This is a genomic window from Nocardioides sp. SLBN-35, from assembly GCF_006715725.1.
Classification (GTDB): domain Bacteria; phylum Actinomycetota; class Actinomycetes; order Propionibacteriales; family Nocardioidaceae; genus Nocardioides.
Genome location: NZ_VFNU01000001.1, coordinates 729318 through 744287 on the forward strand (window position 1 = coordinate 729318; position 14970 = coordinate 744287).

Annotated in this window: 14 protein-coding genes; 10 read left to right on the forward strand and 4 right to left on the reverse strand. The window is 71.0% G+C overall.

The window, feature by feature from the left end; translation table 11 throughout:
• Nucleotides 1-36 precede the first annotated feature (36 nt).
• Together FBY23_RS03655 and FBY23_RS03660 are read left to right on the forward strand one after the other, a co-directional pair.
• Nucleotides 37-1260 (forward strand): acetyl-CoA acetyltransferase, encoded by a 1224-nt coding sequence (locus tag FBY23_RS03655; protein WP_141796901.1) that lies wholly within the window; start codon nucleotides 37-39, stop codon nucleotides 1258-1260.
• A gap of 28 nt (nucleotides 1261-1288) precedes the next feature.
• Nucleotides 1289-2803, forward strand: coding sequence for a carotenoid oxygenase family protein (locus FBY23_RS03660; RefSeq protein ID WP_141796902.1), 1515 nt, complete (start codon nucleotides 1289-1291; stop codon nucleotides 2801-2803).
• Nucleotides 2804-2877: 74 nt separating this feature from the next.
• On the opposite strand, the gene FBY23_RS03665 is transcribed toward FBY23_RS03660, so the two are convergent.
• Together FBY23_RS03665 and FBY23_RS03670 are read right to left on the reverse strand one after the other, a co-directional pair.
• Nucleotides 2878-3810 carry a nitronate monooxygenase family protein gene (locus FBY23_RS03665; protein ID WP_141796903.1) on the reverse strand — a complete coding sequence of 311 codons (933 nt, stop codon included), beginning with the start codon at nucleotides 3808-3810 and terminating at the stop codon, nucleotides 2878-2880.
• 14 nt (nucleotides 3811-3824) lie between these two features.
• Complete coding sequence (locus tag FBY23_RS03670) at nucleotides 3825-4619, reverse strand: enoyl-CoA hydratase-related protein (RefSeq protein WP_141796904.1); 795 nt, start codon at nucleotides 4617-4619, stop codon at nucleotides 3825-3827.
• Between the two features lie 130 nt (nucleotides 4620-4749).
• Between FBY23_RS03670 and FBY23_RS03675 the strand changes: the two genes are divergently transcribed.
• The 3 genes from FBY23_RS03675 to FBY23_RS03685 are packed head-to-tail and all read left to right on the forward strand — an operon-like array spanning nucleotide 4750 to nucleotide 7907.
• Complete coding sequence (locus FBY23_RS03675) at nucleotides 4750-6408, forward strand: class I adenylate-forming enzyme family protein (protein WP_141796905.1); 1659 nt, start codon at nucleotides 4750-4752, stop codon at nucleotides 6406-6408.
• Nucleotides 6409-7128 (forward strand): VOC family protein, encoded by a 720-nt coding sequence (locus tag FBY23_RS03680; protein WP_141796906.1) that lies wholly within the window; start codon nucleotides 6409-6411, stop codon nucleotides 7126-7128.
• Nucleotides 7125-7907 (forward strand): enoyl-CoA hydratase/isomerase family protein, encoded by a 783-nt coding sequence (locus FBY23_RS03685; protein ID WP_141796907.1) that lies wholly within the window; start codon nucleotides 7125-7127, stop codon nucleotides 7905-7907. Before FBY23_RS03680 ends, FBY23_RS03685 begins: the two co-directional genes overlap by 4 nt.
• On the opposite strand, the gene FBY23_RS03690 is transcribed toward FBY23_RS03685, so the two are convergent.
• A complete protein-coding gene (locus FBY23_RS03690) occupies nucleotides 7894-8817 on the reverse strand; it encodes a helix-turn-helix domain-containing protein (protein WP_141796908.1) in 924 nt (307 codons plus the stop codon). The genes FBY23_RS03685 and FBY23_RS03690 overlap by 14 nt on opposite strands.
• A 285-nt stretch (nucleotides 8818-9102) precedes the next feature.
• Here FBY23_RS03690 and FBY23_RS03695 point away from each other — a divergent pair, with 285 nt between their 5' ends.
• Genes FBY23_RS03695 through FBY23_RS03715 form a run of 5 tightly spaced genes read left to right on the forward strand, consistent with a single transcriptional unit; the run spans nucleotide 9103 to nucleotide 13868 of the window.
• Complete coding sequence (locus FBY23_RS03695; RefSeq protein WP_141796909.1) at nucleotides 9103-9861, forward strand: ABC transporter ATP-binding protein; 759 nt, start codon at nucleotides 9103-9105, stop codon at nucleotides 9859-9861.
• Nucleotides 9858-10574, forward strand: coding sequence for an ABC transporter ATP-binding protein (locus FBY23_RS03700; RefSeq protein WP_141796910.1), 717 nt, complete (start codon nucleotides 9858-9860; stop codon nucleotides 10572-10574). The genes FBY23_RS03695 and FBY23_RS03700 overlap by 4 nt, the downstream gene beginning before the upstream one ends.
• An 11-nt stretch (nucleotides 10575-10585) precedes the next feature.
• Nucleotides 10586-11485, forward strand: a complete 900-nt coding sequence (locus FBY23_RS03705) for a branched-chain amino acid ABC transporter permease (RefSeq protein ID WP_141796911.1) — start codon at nucleotides 10586-10588, stop codon at nucleotides 11483-11485.
• The gene (locus FBY23_RS03710) at nucleotides 11482-12570 is read left to right on the forward strand and encodes a branched-chain amino acid ABC transporter permease (protein WP_141796912.1); all 1089 of its coding nucleotides are present in this window, start codon (nucleotides 11482-11484) and stop codon (nucleotides 12568-12570) included. Before FBY23_RS03705 ends, FBY23_RS03710 begins: the two co-directional genes overlap by 4 nt.
• Before the next feature lie 26 nt (nucleotides 12571-12596).
• A complete protein-coding gene (locus tag FBY23_RS03715; RefSeq protein WP_160158147.1) occupies nucleotides 12597-13868 on the forward strand; it encodes an ABC transporter substrate-binding protein in 1272 nt (423 codons plus the stop codon).
• A 72-nt stretch (nucleotides 13869-13940) separates the two neighbouring features.
• Here FBY23_RS03715 and FBY23_RS03720 read toward each other — a convergent pair whose 3' ends face one another.
• Complete coding sequence (locus FBY23_RS03720) at nucleotides 13941-14969, reverse strand: acyl-CoA dehydrogenase family protein (protein WP_141796914.1); 1029 nt, start codon at nucleotides 14967-14969, stop codon at nucleotides 13941-13943.
• Between the last annotated feature and the right edge of the window lies 1 nt (nucleotide 14970).

Below are 14970 nucleotides of genomic sequence, written 5' to 3' on the forward strand. Positions count from 1 at the left end.
AAGCGCCCTGCGCAAAGACGTGAGGAGATGAGGCGGATGAGCCTGCGGACGACGGACGTGTGGGTGCTGGGCGGCTATCAGTCGGACTTCGCGCGCAACCTGCACCGCGAGGGCAAGGACTTCGCCGACCTGGCCTCCGAGGTCGTCGACGCGACCCTCGCCGCGGCCGGCGTCGATGCCGAGCAGATCGGCGTGATCCACGTCGGCAACGCGTTCGGCCAGCTCTTCACCCACCAGGGCCACCTCGGTGCGATGCCCGCGACCGTCAACGCCGGCCTGTGGGGCGTCCCCGCCGCGCGGCACGAGGCGGCCTGCGCGTCCGGCAGCATCGCGGTGCTCGGCGCGATGGCCGACCTGCGCGCCGGCAACTACGACGTCGCGCTGGTCCTCGGTCTCGAGCTGGAGAAGACCGTCGGCGGCGACGAGGCCGCGCGGCACCTCGGCGCGGCTGCGTGGACCGGGCACGAGGGCGCCGACGCCACGTTCATGTGGCCCTACATGTTCGACAAGGTCATCGACGAGTACGACGCCCGCTACGGCATCGACCAGGCGCATCTCTCGCGGATCGCCGAGATCAACTTCGCCAACGCGCGCCGCAACCCCAACGCCCAGACCCGCGGCTGGGACGTCCCCGACCTCGGCCCGGCCGGTGACCCCGCCAACAACCCGTCGGTCGAGGGTCGCGTACGCCGCTTCGACTGCAGCCAGATCACCGACGGCGGCGCGGGCGTCGTCCTGGTGTCCGACGCCTTCCTGGCCCGCAACCCGGACCTGCGGCCGATCGCCCGGATCGCCGGCTGGGGGCACACCACCGTCGGCCTCGACATTCAGCAGAAGCTGGAGCGCGCGTCCGGTCAGCCCTACGTCATGCCGCACCTGCGCCAGGCCGTGCTCTCGGCGTTCGACCGCGCGCAGGTGCGCCTCGACGACGTCGACGCCCTCGAGACCCACGACTGCTTCACGCCCAGCGAGTACATCGCCATCGACCACATCGGTCTGACCGAGCCCGGCGAGTCCTGGAAGGCCGTCGAGAACGGCGACATCGAGCTCGGCGGCCGGCTCCCCATCAATCCGAGCGGCGGCCTGATCGGCGGTGGACACCCGGTCGGGGCGTCCGGCGTACGGATGCTGCTCGACGCGGGCAAGCAGGTCAGCGGCACTGCCGGCGACTACCAGGTCGAGGGCGCCGACACCGTGGCCACGCTCAACTTCGGCGGTTCGACCGCCACCACCGTCAGCCTCGTCGTCACCGCGAGCTGACCCCTACTCCCCGAGAGGAAGCACCCCTGTGAATGTCGAGCTGATCGGCCGGGTCCTGTCCACGCTGCCGGAGGACGACGACCACCCGTACCGGACCGGTCCCTGGAGGCCGCAGACCAACGAGTGGAGCACCGACGACCTCGAGGTGGTGGAGGGCGAGATCCCGACGGACCTCGACGGCGTCTACCTGCGCAACACCGAGAACCCGGTGCACCCGGCCAAGAAGTTCTACCACCCGTTCGACGGCGACGGGATGGTCCACGTCGTCGGGTTCCGCGACGGCAAGGCCTTCTACCGCAACCGGTTCATCCGCACCGACGGGCTGCAGGCCGAGCTCGACTCCGGCCGCGCGCTGTGGGCCGGCATCTCCGAGCCGCCGGTGATCTCCGAGCGTCAGGACGGCTGGGGCGCACGGCAGCGGATGAAGGACGCCTCCAGCACCGACGTCGTCGTCCACCGCGGCGTCGCGCTCACCAGCTTCTATCAGTGCGGCGACCTGTACCGGATGGACCCGTTCTCGCTGCAGACGCTCGGCAAGGAGAGCTGGAAGGGCCACTTCCCGTTCGACTGGGGCGTCTCCGCTCACCCGAAGGTCGACGAGCGCACCGGCGAGATGCTGTTCTTCAACTACAGCAAGGAGGCGCCGTACATGAAGTACGGCGTCGTCGACGACAACAACGACCTGGTCCACTACGTCGACGTACCTTTGCCCGGGGCACGGCTCCCGCACGACATGGCGTTCACGGAGAACTACGCGATCCTCAACGACTTCCCGCTGTTCTGGGACGAGGACCTGCTCAAGCAGGGGGTGCACGCCCCCCGCTTCCACCGCGACCTGCCGTCGCGCTTCGGTGTCATTCCGCGCCGCGGCGACACCTCGCAGATCCGCTGGTTCGAGGCGGAGTCGACCTACGTCCTGCATTTCGTGAACGCCTACGAGGACGGCGACGAGATCGTCCTCGACGGCTTCTTCCAGGGCGACCCCGAGCCCAAGGACATCGGCGGCGACCGCTGGGAGCGCGCCTTCCGCTTCCTCGCCCTCGACCGCCTGCAGGCACGCCTGCACCGCTGGCGCCTCAACCTGCGCACGGGCCTGGTCAAGGAGGAGCCCCTCAGCGAGACCATCACCGAGTTCGGCATGATGAACGGCGCCTTCACCGGCACCGACTACCGCTACGCCTACGCCGCCACCGGCAAGCCCGGCTGGTTCCTCTTCGACGGGCTGGTGCGGCACGACCTGCGCGACGGCACGGAGGAGCGGTACGGGTTCGGCGACGGCGTCTACGGCAGCGAGACCGCCATGGCCCCGCGGGTCGGGTCCACCGCTGAGGACGACGGGTATCTCGTCACGCTCACCACCGACATGAACCAGGACGCCTCGTTCTGCCTGGTCTTCGACGCGGCGCGGGTCGGGGACGGGCCGGTGTGCAAGCTCAAGCTGCCCGAGCGCATCTCCAGTGGCACGCACTCGACCTGGGCGGCCGGAGACGAGCTGCGGCGCTGGCGGACTGCTGACGAGGCCGCCGAGGCGATCGGGCTCTGAGCTCACACAGACCGACGAACCAGGGGGTGGACCGGGATCGCCGGTCCACCCCTTGGCGGTTCCCGGGCCGCTGGTCAGGCCGACGTGAGCCGGGTGAACCGGCCGGCCGCGGCGTCGTACTCCTTGACGAGGTGGTCGACGACGTCGGCCACGGGCTCGACCGACCTGATGGTCTGCAGGCCCTGGCCGGCGGCCCACAGGTCCTTCCAGCGGGTGGCGTTGCCGGAGGAGGAGTCGTAGTCGCGTGCGGTGGGCTTGACCAGGGTGTCGGGGTCGATGCCGTTGGCGAGCAGGCTCGGGCGCAGCCAGGAGGCCGGGGTGCCGGTGATGCCGTCGGTGACGACGAGGTCGTCGGGGCCGTGGTCGACGACCATCTGCTTGTAGCCGTCGGGGGCGAGGCTCTCGGAGGTGGCGAGGAAGCGGGTACCCATGTAGACGAGGTCCGCGCCGGCGGCGACGGCACCCGCGATGCCGGCCCCGTCGGTGATGCCGCCGCCGACGGTGACCAGGCCGTCGAAGAAGTCGCGGACGGCGGAGATGAACGCGAACGGCGACATCATGCCGGTGTGGCCGCCGGCTCCGGCGGAGACACAGGCGAGGCCGTCGGCTCCGGCGGCGACGGCCTTGCGGGCCAGGTTGATGTTGACGACATCGGCGATGACGGTGCCGCCGTACGACTTGACCGTCTCGATCGCGGGGATGGGGGAGCCGAGGGCGGTGATCACGAGTGCGGGCTGGTACTCCGCGACCAGGCGCAGGTCGTCCTCGAGTCGGGTGTTGGTGCGGTGGGTCACCAGGTTGAGGGCCCACGGCGCGCTGTCCGTGCCGGCGAGCTGGTCGGTGATGGTGCCCATCCAGGTGTCGAGGTCCTCGACGGTGCGGCAGTTCGGGCTCGGGAACGAGCCGATCACCCCCGAGCGGCAGGCGGCGACGACGAGGTCGGGCCCGGAGATCAGGAACATCGGCGCCGCGACGACGGGGAGCCGGAGGTGGTCGAAGGTGGTCATCGTGGTGCCTCGTCTCAGTGGGTGGGGTCGATCTGCAGGCCGGGGAAGGCCGGCGGACGTCGTTCGAGCAGGCTGTCGAGGCCCTCGCGGAACTCCGCCGAGCCGAGTACGGCGTCCAGCGTCGCGTCGACGCTCGTCACGGCCTCCTCGATCCGGGGCAGCCACGGCGCGGCCAGCGCCTGCTTCATCGTCATCAGGGAGGTCGGCGAACAGGTCGCCGCGATCCGCTCCGCCAGCTCGGTCGCCCGCGCCAGCGGCTCGTCGCTGACCGAGGTGACGACGCCGAGCCGCAGCGCCTCGTCGCCGCCGAAGGTGCGGGCGGTGAGCAGCAGCTCGGCGGCCGCGGCGTCGCCGGCGACCCGGGTGAGCAGGGGGACCATGCCGTGCATCGGCGGCAGCGCGCGCTTGGCGAAGGCGGTGGTGAAGCGGGTGTCGGGCGCGGCGATGCGCAGGTCGCAGAGCAGCGCCTGGGCCAGCCCGACGCCGGCGCACATGCCGCTGATCGCAGCGACGATCGGCTTCGGCACGAGCGCCGGGTACCACTCGGGCTGCTCGATGAGGGCCATCGCCGGGTTGGTCGTACCGGTCTCGGAGTAGCGGCTCAGCGCCTCGGTGTCCGCGCCTGGGCAGAAGGTGTCGCCGGCGCCGGTCACCACGATCACCCGGACCTCCGGGTCCGCGGCGAGCCGTTCCAGTGCTGCGAAGTACGCCGCCTGCATCGGCACGGTCCACGCGTTGTGGCGCTCCGGCCGGTTCAGGGTCACCCGGGCGACGCCGGCCTGCGTGGGCGCGACGAGTACGTCGGTCATGTGGCTCTCCCATCTGGTGCTGTCGAAAACGTACCTAAATCAATCCAAGAAGCGCCATAGCCTCTACCAGCCAAGATTTCTGTCACTTTCGATCTAGTAGTTCCGCTTCTCCGATCGTAGACTGCGGAGTGTGGAGCTCTACGACGAGGACCGGCGCGCGGCATTCGTCGCCGACGGCTGGTGGACCGGTGTGACCTGGAGTGGGCTGGTCGAGCGCTGGGCGCGGGAGAGTCCCGGACGCCCCGCCCTTGCCGACGCCGTCAACCGCGCGACCTTCGTCCCGGGCGCGCCCCGCGAGCTGACCTGGGCCGAGGTGGCCGAGGAGGTGCGCGCGCTGGCCGCCGTCCTCCACGCCCACGGCGTACGACGCGGCACCACCGTCGCCGTCCAGCTGCCCAACTGCGTCGAGCTCCCCGTCGCCATGGTCGCGATCGCCCGGCTGGGCGGGGTGGTCTCGCCGTTCCCGGTGCAGTACCGCCGCCACGAGCTGGAGCGGATGTGCACCCTCGCCGGGGCCGAGGTCTTCGTGACCGCGGAGCAGGCGGTCGGCCGGCCGCTCGCAGCCGAGGCCCGCGAGCTGGTCGCCGATGTCGTCACCATCGACGACATCGCGCCCACCCCGGCCCAACGCGAGGCGGCCGACGCCTACGCCGCCGGCCTCGACCTCACCTCCGCCGACCCGGTCACCATCGTGTGGACCTCCGGGACCGAGGGCCTGCCCAAGGGCGTCCCCCGTGGGTACGGCGACTGGGAGGTCCTCGGCACCGCGTGCTCGCAGTCCCCGCGACTGACCGGCGACGACGTCCTGCTCAACCCGTTCCCGATGGTCAACGGCGGCGGCCTGGCCGGGATGTTCCTGCCCTGGCTGCTGAACGGGACGATGCTCGTCCAGCACCACCCCTTCGACATCGCGACCTTCTGCGCGCAGGTCGAGCGGCACCGCGTCACCTACACCTGCGCGCCGCCGCCGGTCCTCAACGCGCTGGTCTCCGACGGCGCCCCGGCCCGCGACCTCTCCAGCCTGCGGGCGGTCTCGTCCGGCTCGGCGCCCCTGTCCGGCTGGATGATCGACGCCTGGGAACGCGGTCGCGGCGTGGAGGTGCTCAACCTGTTCGGCTCCAACGAGGGCGGCATGCTCTTCGCCGAGCCCGAGACGGTGCCCGACCCCGCTCAGCGCGGCCGCCTGTTTCCCAGGTACGGCGTGCCCGGCATGCCCTACCGCACGGCCGTCGCCGCCGCGATGCGCAGCCGCCTGGTCGACCTCACCACCGGTGAGGAGATCACCACGCCCGGTCGGGCCGGCGAGCTGAGGCTGCAGGGCCCAGCCATCTTCTCGGGCTACCTGGGCCGCTGCGGTGAAGGCTTCGACGAGGACGGCTGGTTCTGCACCGGCGACGTCTTCGAGATCAGTGCCGAGAACGCCGACCTGCTGGTGCACGTCGACCGCGCCAAGGACCTGGTGATCCGCGGCGGCTTCAAGATCTCGGCCGCCGAGATCGAGAACCTTCTCGTCGCCGATCCGCGGATCGCGGAGGTCGCGGCGGTCGGCATGCCCGACCCCGACCTCGGCGAGCGGCTGTGCGTGTACGTCGTGCCTGCCGACCCGGGCGCACCGCCGCCGACCCTCGACGACGTGATCGCCGTCGTCCGCGCGGCTGACGTCGCGAAGTTCAAGTGGCCCGAGCGCCTCGAGATCGTCGACGCCCTGCCCCGCAACCCGATCGGCAAGGTCCTCAAGCGAGAGCTGCGCACCCGGCTGCAGCCCACCCCTGCCGGAACGGAGCAGTAGATGTCCCACCCCCGCCTGCGCCAGGTCGTCCTCATCACCGCCGACCTCGACTCCGCGCTCACCCGCGCGCGCGACGCCCTCGGCTTCGGCCCCGGCGTCCGTGACGTGGAGGAGATGGCCAAGCTCGGCTTCGAGCACGAGGTGCTCACGCTGGCCGACACCTTCGTCGAGATCGTCGCGCCCCTCGACCCGGGGTCGTCCTTCGGGCAACTGGTCCGACGCAACGGCGACGGCGGCTACATGGCCGTGGTCCAGGTGCCCGACCTTCAGGGCGTCGTCGACACCGCCGCGGGGATCGGCGTCGAGCCGGTGATCCACCAGGAGTACGACGGCCACCGGATCAGCCAGTGGCACCCCAAGCACCTCGGCACCCTCGCCGAGCTCGACCAGGTCGAGCCCGCGGGGACCTGGCACTTCGCGCCCGGCATCTTCGAGCACCGGGCGCAGGGCCCCGGCGGCGACATCGTCGCGTGCACGATCGCCACGCCCGACCCGGCGACTGTGGCGCGGAACTGGGCCACGATGCTCGGCCTCGAGGCGGGGGCCGACTCCGTCCTGCGCCTGCCCGGCGAGGAGATCCGCTTCGTCGCCTCGGGCGAGGGTCCGCGCGGCCTGGTCGCCGTCGACCTGGTCGCGGTCGACCCGGCCCGCGCCGGTGAGGTCATCGAGCTGTGCGGGGTCCACTTCACCCTCGTGGCGAAGCAGGGAGAGAAGGCATGAGCGAGCACGTCCACTACGACGTCGACGAGGGCGTCGCGACGATCACCATCGATCGCCCGGAGAAGCGCAACGCCCTCTCCTACGCGATGTACGACGCGATCCGCGACGGCGTCGCCCGGGCAGAGGCCGACCCGGGGGTGCGCGCGATCGTGCTGACCGGCGTACCCGGCCAGTTCTCCGCGGGCACCGATCTCAGCCAGCTCGAGAAGGTCGAGGCCGAGACCCGGCCCGAGGACCGTGGCGAGCACGCCGACGGCCGGCACTGGTTCCTGTGGTCGTGCACGAAGCCGGTGGTCGCCGCGGTGGACGGGCCCTGCGCCGGCGTCGCGGTGGAGTTCGCGACCCAGGCCGACTTCCGGATCGCCTCGACGCAGGCCCGCTTCTCGTGGATCTTCGTGCAGCGCGGCCTGATCCCCGACCAGGGCGTCGGCACCTGGGTGCTACCGCGACTGATCGGCGCGCAGTGGGCGAAGCGGCTCATCTTCTCGGGCGAGTTCATCGGCGCCGAGCAGGCGCGCGACATCGGCTTCGTCCTCGACGTCGTCGAGCCCGAGCGGCTGCCGCAGGCGGCGCGCGAGCTCGCGCTGGCCGTGTCCTCGGGCTCGCCCTTCGCGCTGCGCAGGGCCAAGGCGCTGATCAACGACGGTCAGTCGCGCACCCGCGACGAGCACCTGCAGGCGCACGTCGTGGCGCTCACCGAGTGTGAGCAGTCCGAGGACCACCGCGAGGGGGTCGCGGCCTTCTTCGAGCGCCGCCCGGCGCGGTTCACAGGTCGCTGATCGCGCCCTCGAAGCGGATCTGGTCCCGCTCGATCACACCGTTGCAGGCGTTGCAGGTGTACTGCGGGACCAGTTCCGCGCCGCACGTGGTGTGCGTCAGCGACAGGCCGGAGTGACCGTCGGTCGCCACCCAGCGTTGCGCCCAGTGGTTGATGGTCGTGGTGACCTCCCAGAAGTCCAGGGCCTTGGGGGTCAGCCGGTACTCCGTGCGCTTGCTGCCCTCGATCGCGTCCTGCGACATCAGGCCGCCTTCGACGAACAGGTTGAGCCGCTGGGTGAGCGTCACCGGTGAGATCTGCAGCTTGGTCTGGAAGTCGTTGAACCGTCGTGAGCCGGTGAACGCGTCCGAGAGCAGGAAGGTCGACCAGCGGTCGCCGAGCACGCCGGTCGCGTCGATCGGCGTGGTCATCGACGGGGAGCGCCGGGAGCGCTTCTGGTGCGTGTCGACGTGCAGCCGCTCGTCGACGCGGCCGGTCGTGTCGCGGATGCCGACGCCGATCGCGCCGCAGACCGCGCAGCCGAAGACGGGTCGGGTGAGATGGCCGCACGGCAGGTGGCGCAGGTGCATGTGCGCGTCACGGTGCTGGTGCCCGGCCCAGCGCCGGTCCCAGACCCACAGCGCGACCAGGACCGGCCACAGCGCCCGGCCGGACTCGGTGAGCAGGTACTCCTTGCGGGGTGGGTTCTGCTGGTACTCCCGGGTGAACAGGATGCCGTGCTCGATGAGCGAGGTGAGTCGTCGCGAGAGCACCGGGTCGGAGATCGCCAGCGAGGTGCGGATGTCCTGGAAGCGGCGGCGCCCGGAGAACACGAGCATCACGATCCGCAGCGTCCACATGTCGCCGAGCAGGGCGAGCGCCGTACCGAGGGGTGACACCTCCGGCTCGGCGTCGTCGGTCTCGCGGTTCATCTCTCCTCGTTTCCAGCCCGGTCCCGGCGCGGGGCGGTGCCTGCACACGGTAGTGGAGCCGGACTCGATCGGGGCGCGCTCGGGCCGCGCGCGCGGCGCGGTGGGATCCGCCGGTGTGACGACGATATATCAATAGAGAAAGTTACAGAAGAGGACGGTTACTTCTATTGACGGAGTGACTTCGCCGCCGATATAAACATCCCCAACGCCCCATCCAGTGATCGGGGTCACAGGCTTCTCGGGTCCGTAGGAACGCTAAAGATTCGGCTAGGAAAGGTACCTCTGATGCTGAAGGTGGAAGGCGTCGTACTCCGCTTCGGGGGACTCACCGCACTCGACGAGGTCACCTTCTCGGTCGGGGACAACGAGATCTGCGGGCTGATCGGGCCCAACGGTGCGGGCAAGACCTCGCTGTTCAACTGCGTGACCCGGGTCTACCAGCCCAGTGCCGGCACCATCGCGTACGACGGCCGCGACCTGCTCGCGCTGCGTCGGCACCAGGTGGTCCGGGCCGGAGTCGCCCGCACCTTCCAGAACCTCGCGCTCTGGCCCTCGCGGACCGTGCTCGAGAACGTCATCGTCGGCGCCCATGCGCGCTCGGTGCCCCACCTGCTGCCGTCGCTCGTCGGCTGGCCGGGCGCGCTGCGTCGCACCCGGGCGATCGAGGCCGAGGCCTGGGCGCTCCTCGAGCGCTTCGACCTCGTCGACGTCGCCCACCACCCGGCGCGCGGCCTGCCGTTCGGCACCCTCAAGCGGGTCGAGCTGGCCCGCGCGCTGCTCAGCCGGCCGACGCTGCTGCTGCTCGACGAGCCGGCCGGCGGGCTGACCCATGCCGAGGTCGCCGAGCTCGGCGGGCTGATCCGAGAGCTGCGCGACGAGCTCGGCTTCAGCGCGCTGCTGGTCGAGCACCACATGGGCCTGGTGATGGGCGTCTCCGACCACGTCGTGGCGATGGACCACGGCGCGACGATCGCCGACGGCGCCCCGACCGACGTCCAGCGCGACCCCGCGGTGATCGCGGCGTACCTCGGGCGGGCGGCATGAACGCGGTCCTCGAGGCCCGCGACCTGGTCACCGGGTACGGCGGCCTGACCGTCCTGCGCGAGGTGTCGGTCAGCGTCGAGCCGAGCGAGGTCGTCGTCGTCCTGGGCGCCAACGGCGCCGGGAAGTCCACGCTGCTGAGCGCGCTCTCCGGTCAGCTCCCGATCTCCCGTGGCCAGCTGCTCGTCGACGGGGCGCCGGTGCGCAACGCCCGGCCTGACGTGATGCTCGCCAAGGGCGTCAGCCTGGTCCCGCAGGGGCGTGGCACGCTCACTGCGTTGTCCGTGATGGACAACCTGCGCCTCGGCGCGGTCACGCGCAAGGACAAGGGCGAGGTCGCCACCGACATCGACCGCTGGTTCACCGTGTTCCCGCGGCTCGCCGAGCGGCGCGACCAGGTTGCCGGCACCCTGTCGGGCGGCGAGCAGCAGATGCTCGCCGTGGCGCGGGCGATGATGAGCCGGCCCCGGCTCCTGCTCTGCGACGAGATCAGCCTCGGCCTCGCGCCGGTCGTCGTCCAGGAGCTCTTCGTGACGCTCGCCGAGGTCAACCGGGAGCTCGGCACCGCGCTGCTCCTCGTCGAGCAGAACGCCGAGCTGGCACTGGAGATCGCGTCCCGGGTCTACCTGCTCGAGGTCGGCGAGGTCAGCGCGAGCGGCTCGGCGGAGTCCTTCCGCGACGACAACAGCATCCGTGCCGCGTACCTGGGCTACTGAGGAGGGAACCCATGGACATCTTCTTGTCGCGACTGTTCGCGGGCACCACGTCGGGCTCGGTCTACGTGCTGATCGCGCTGTGCCTGGTGATGGTCTTCCGCAGCTCGTCCACCATCAACTTCGCCCAGGGCGAGTTCGCACTCTTCACGTCGTACGTCACCTGGTGGCTGGCGGGCAAGGGCGTCAACATCTGGCTGGCGGTCGTCCCGGCCATCCTGATCGGCTTCCTGATGGGCGCGCTGGCCGAGCGCTGGCTGGTCCGCCCGGTGCGCAAGCGGGACGAGACGGCGGTGCTCATCGTCGGCCTCGCCTTGTTCACCGGGCTGAACGGGCTCAGCGGCTGGATCTGGGGATCGGACGAGAAGCCGTTCCCACGGATGCTGCCCACCGGTGAGGACACCTACGTCGACATCGCCGGCGCCCGCCTGCACTACGACACGATCCTGATCGTCGCGATCATGGCCGCCGTCGTCGCGGGGCTCACCCTTTTCTTCAACAAGACCAGCATCGGCCTGCAGATGCGGGCGGTGGCCACCAACCCGGACTCGGCGTCGCTGTGCGGCGTCCGCGTCGGCCGGGTGCTCACCCTGTCGTGGGGCATGTCGGCCGCGGTCGGCGCCCTGGCAGGGCCGCTACTGGTGCCGCTCGTGCCTCCGGGCCAGCTCGGCCTGTCCGCCATGTTCCCGGTCCTGATCTTCGCGACGGCCGCCGCCCTCCTCGGCGGGCTCGACAGCATCAAGGGCGCCGTCGTCGGCGGCCTGGCGCTGGGCATCGGGCTCGCCATGGTCAACGGCTACGTCACCTTCCTCGGCGGCTCGATGTCGCTGACCTCGGCCCTCGTCGTCATCGTCGCCGTCCTGCTGGTGAAGCCCACCGGCCTCTTCGGCGCCCGTCGTCTGGAGCGGGTATGAAACTCCCCGTCGTCATCGAGCGCGGCACCACGCCGTACCGCGCGATCCTCGTCGCCGTCGTGCTCGTCGTTGCTCTCGCCGCGCTGTGGGGCAGTGGTCTCGCGCCGTTCGAGCAGGGGCAGGTCACCCGGTTCATGATCTACGCGGTCGCGATCGCCGGCCTCAACCTCGCCACCGGCTACGTCGGCCTGCTCTCGGTCGGGCACTCCGCCTTCCTCGGCCTGGGTGCCTTCACCACCGGCATCCTGGTCGTGCACCAGGCCTGGGAGCCGTGGGCCACGATCCCCGCAGCCTTCGGGGTCTGCCTGGTCGCCGGTCTGCTGGTGGGCCTGCCCGCGCTGCGGATCAAGGGCCTCTACCTGGCGATGGTGACGCTGGCCTTCGCCGTCGCCTTCCCCGAGCTGGTCGCCCGCTTCGACGGGCTGACCGGCGGGTCCAGCGGCATGAACATCCCGCGGCTCGCGATGCGTCCGCCGGCCTGGTCGGGCTTCACGCTCGGTGAGAAGGACCAGTGGCTCTACTGGCTCGGCGTCATCGTGCTCGCCCTGACCCTGTATGCCACCCACTGCCTGACCCGCAGCCGCTACGGGCTGGCGATGGCCGCCGTACGGGAGAACGAGATCGCCGCGTCGTCGTCAGGGATCAACATCGCGGTCGTCAAGACGCTGATGTTCGGCCTGTCCGGCGGCATCACCGGCGCGGCCGGCGCGCTCTTCGCGATCTACATGGGCACCCTGTTCGCCGAGGGCTCCTTCACGCTGATGGCCGGCATCACGCTGCTCATCGGCCTGGTGATCGGCGGCGAACGGACCATCTTCGGTCCGCTCATCGGTGCCGCCTGCGTGGTCTACATCCCCTACTACGCCTCGTCGATCGGACAGGGCCAAGGCTCCGCGGTGCTCTTCGCCGTGATCCTGCTGCTGGTCATCTTCCTCGCCCCCTCGGGCATCGCCGGCGCGCTCGGGTCGCTGGTGGACAAGTTCGTCGTGGTGCGCGCGGCTCGGCCGCGCACCGCGCCGCCGGCCCCCTCCGGGCCGGTCGTCTCCTCCGCAGAACCCGAGCGCGGACCCGTCCTCGCTCCATGAACACCGGAAACCAGAAAGGCAGTGCAATGACCGCACTCAAGCGTTCCCGAGCCCGCTCCCTCGCGGCCGTCTCGGGACTGGCCCTCTGCCTCGCGCTCACCGCGTGCAACAGCGCCGCGGACGACGGCGGCGGTAGCAGCTCGGCCGGAGGCGTCAACCTCGACGACTGCCCGGACCCGGCTGCGGTCAAGAAGGAGATCAAGGACGAGATCACCCTGGGCTACAGCGCACCGCTCTCAGGCCCGGTCGCCGGAGTCGTCGAGGTCTCCGGCCTCGGGTTCAAGGCCCGGATCAAGGCCGCCAACGACGCGGGCGGGATCAACGGTGTCCCGATCAAGATCGAGTACCTCGACGACGCCTTCTCGCCGGACAAGGCGAAGGCCAATGTCACCCAGTTCATCGAGAAGATGGACGTCGACATCCTCAACACCTTCGGCGCCGGCCAGGTCGGCGCGATGGCCGACGACCAGAACGCCGCCTGTGTGCCGCTGCTCTACCCGAGCTCGAGCGACCCGAAATACCTCGACATGAAGTCCTACCCGTGGACCGTGCAGTTCCTGCCGTCCGCCGCGGCCGAGACCGCCGTCCTCGTGCACCTGATCCAGGAGAAGGTCCCGAACGCCGTGGTCGGCGTCGCGGAGAACGAGACCGCCAGCGGCAAGGCCCAGAGCGAGGCCTTCCAGGAGGCGGCGAAGGACGCCGGCCTCGACATCGAGCTGGTCACCTCCGACACCGACCCGAACGCGGCTGCAACCGCGCTCAAGGAGGCCGGTGCCACCGTCGTCTACCACGCCGGCGTGGTCGGCACCTGTGGCGCATTCGACACCGCCCGAGGCCGGATCGGCTACGAGCCGGAGCTGGTCATCGCCGCCAGCAACTGCGCCAACGCCGCGGAGTACATCGCCGCCGGTGACGCAGCCGACGGCGTGACGATCCTGCGCTACTACAAGGACCCGGCCGACCCGGCCATGAAGGACGACGCCGCGGTCAAGGACTACCTGGCCGCCCTCGGAGATGTCGACGACCCGTCGAACTCCATCACCGTCGCCGGCTGGCTCCAGGCCGACCTCCTGGTCAACACCCTCCAGCAAGCTGCCGACTCGAAGGACGGGCTCAGCCAGCTCGGCATCATCGAGGCCGCCCGCGACCAGGACTACGCCTCGCCGATCCTGATCGACGGAATCCACTGGCTCAGCACCAACGAGCGCCCCGCCGGCGTCAACGGCTTCGAGCCGATCGCCTGGAGCGCCGCCGAGAAGCGGTTCGTGTCCGCCGGGGACGTCGTCCCCGCCGACTGAGGTCCTGCCCCCATCCCACGAGAAGGGCCCCGCTGCCGAACGGCAACGGGGCCCTTCTGTGGTGCTGGTCGCTCAGCGGAGCAGCTCGACCGCGCCGTGGTCGCCGAGACCGGCAGCGAGCCGCTGCAGGTGGAAGCCGGTGTCCCCCCAAAGGTGCTCGATGACCTCGAGCCGGGCCGTGAAATAGCCGATGCCGTGCTCGTCGGTGATGCCGATGCCGCCGTGCAGCTGGATGGCCTCCTGGCCGATCAGCCGCCCGGCCCGGCCGGTCTGCACCTTGATCCGGGAGGCGACCGCCGGGTCGAGGACGCCCTCGGTCAGGCACGCGGCACCGTAGAGCACGGTGCTGCGGGCCAGCTCGAGCGCGACGTAGGCGTCGGCGGCGCGGTGGGTGAGCGCCTGGAACGACGCCAGCGGTACGCCGAACTGGTGCCGGGTCCGCAGGTGGCCGACCGTCCGGTCGAGCGCCTCCTCCATCGCGCCGAGCGCCTCGGCGCCGTACGCCGTGACGGCGCGGACGCCCGCCGCGGTGAGCAGGTCGTCCGCGTGCTTGGGCGCGGCGAGGAGGGTCGCTGGCGTGTGCTCCAGCTCGACCCGGGCCACCGGGGAGCGGTCGTGCGACGCGTAGGCGTGGATCGCGACGGCACTCGGGTCGACGAGGAAGAGGGCGAGGCCTTCGGGCCCGGTCGCCGAGACGACGAGATGGTCGGCGGCGGCGCCGTGCGGCACCGGCTCCTTGGTGCCGGAGAGGTGCCACGTGGTCCCGTCGGCGCCGGGCTCGGCGCGGACGCCGGCGCCGGGATGCCAGCGGCCGCCGGGCTCGTCGTGGGCGAGGACGACCAGCCGGCCCGCCGTCCCCGGGACGAGGTGACTTCCGACCACCCCCTCGACGTACGGCGTCCGGGCGCCCGCGCGGCCGAGCGTCCGGGCCACGACGAGGACGTCGGCGAACGAGCCGCCCGCGCCGCCGTCCTCCTCGGCGAGGTCGAGCCCGAGCAGGCCCATCTCGGCGAGCCCGGCCCACGGGTCGGACGCGGTGGTCAGCATCCGGGCGACGGCGTCGCCGAGGTCGGTCTGCTCGGGAGAGAGAGTCAGGTCCATG

Bases quoted from the DNA above. Each gene is read 5' to 3' on its own strand.
- FBY23_RS03655 (WP_141796901.1), top strand. From the start codon at position 37: ATGAGCCTGCGGACGACGGACGTGTGGGTGCTGGGCGGCTATCAGTCG.
- FBY23_RS03665 (WP_141796903.1), bottom strand. From the start codon at position 3,810: ATGACCACCTTCGACCACCTCCGGCTCCCCGTCGTCGCGGCGCCGATG.
- FBY23_RS03670 (WP_141796904.1), bottom strand. From the start codon at position 4,619: ATGACCGACGTACTCGTCGCGCCCACGCAGGCCGGCGTCGCCCGGGTG.
- FBY23_RS03680 (WP_141796906.1), top strand. From the start codon at position 6,409: ATGTCCCACCCCCGCCTGCGCCAGGTCGTCCTCATCACCGCCGACCTC.
- FBY23_RS03685 (WP_141796907.1), top strand. From the start codon at position 7,125: ATGAGCGAGCACGTCCACTACGACGTCGACGAGGGCGTCGCGACGATC.
- FBY23_RS03690 (WP_141796908.1), bottom strand. From the start codon at position 8,817: ATGAACCGCGAGACCGACGACGCCGAGCCGGAGGTGTCACCCCTCGGT.
- FBY23_RS03695 (WP_141796909.1), top strand. From the start codon at position 9,103: ATGCTGAAGGTGGAAGGCGTCGTACTCCGCTTCGGGGGACTCACCGCA.
- FBY23_RS03700 (WP_141796910.1), top strand. From the start codon at position 9,858: ATGAACGCGGTCCTCGAGGCCCGCGACCTGGTCACCGGGTACGGCGGC.
- FBY23_RS03705 (WP_141796911.1), top strand. From the start codon at position 10,586: ATGGACATCTTCTTGTCGCGACTGTTCGCGGGCACCACGTCGGGCTCG.
- FBY23_RS03710 (WP_141796912.1), top strand. From the start codon at position 11,482: ATGAAACTCCCCGTCGTCATCGAGCGCGGCACCACGCCGTACCGCGCG.
- FBY23_RS03715 (WP_160158147.1), top strand. From the start codon at position 12,597: ATGACCGCACTCAAGCGTTCCCGAGCCCGCTCCCTCGCGGCCGTCTCG.
- FBY23_RS03720 (WP_141796914.1), bottom strand. From the start codon at position 14,969: ATGGACCTGACTCTCTCTCCCGAGCAGACCGACCTCGGCGACGCCGTC.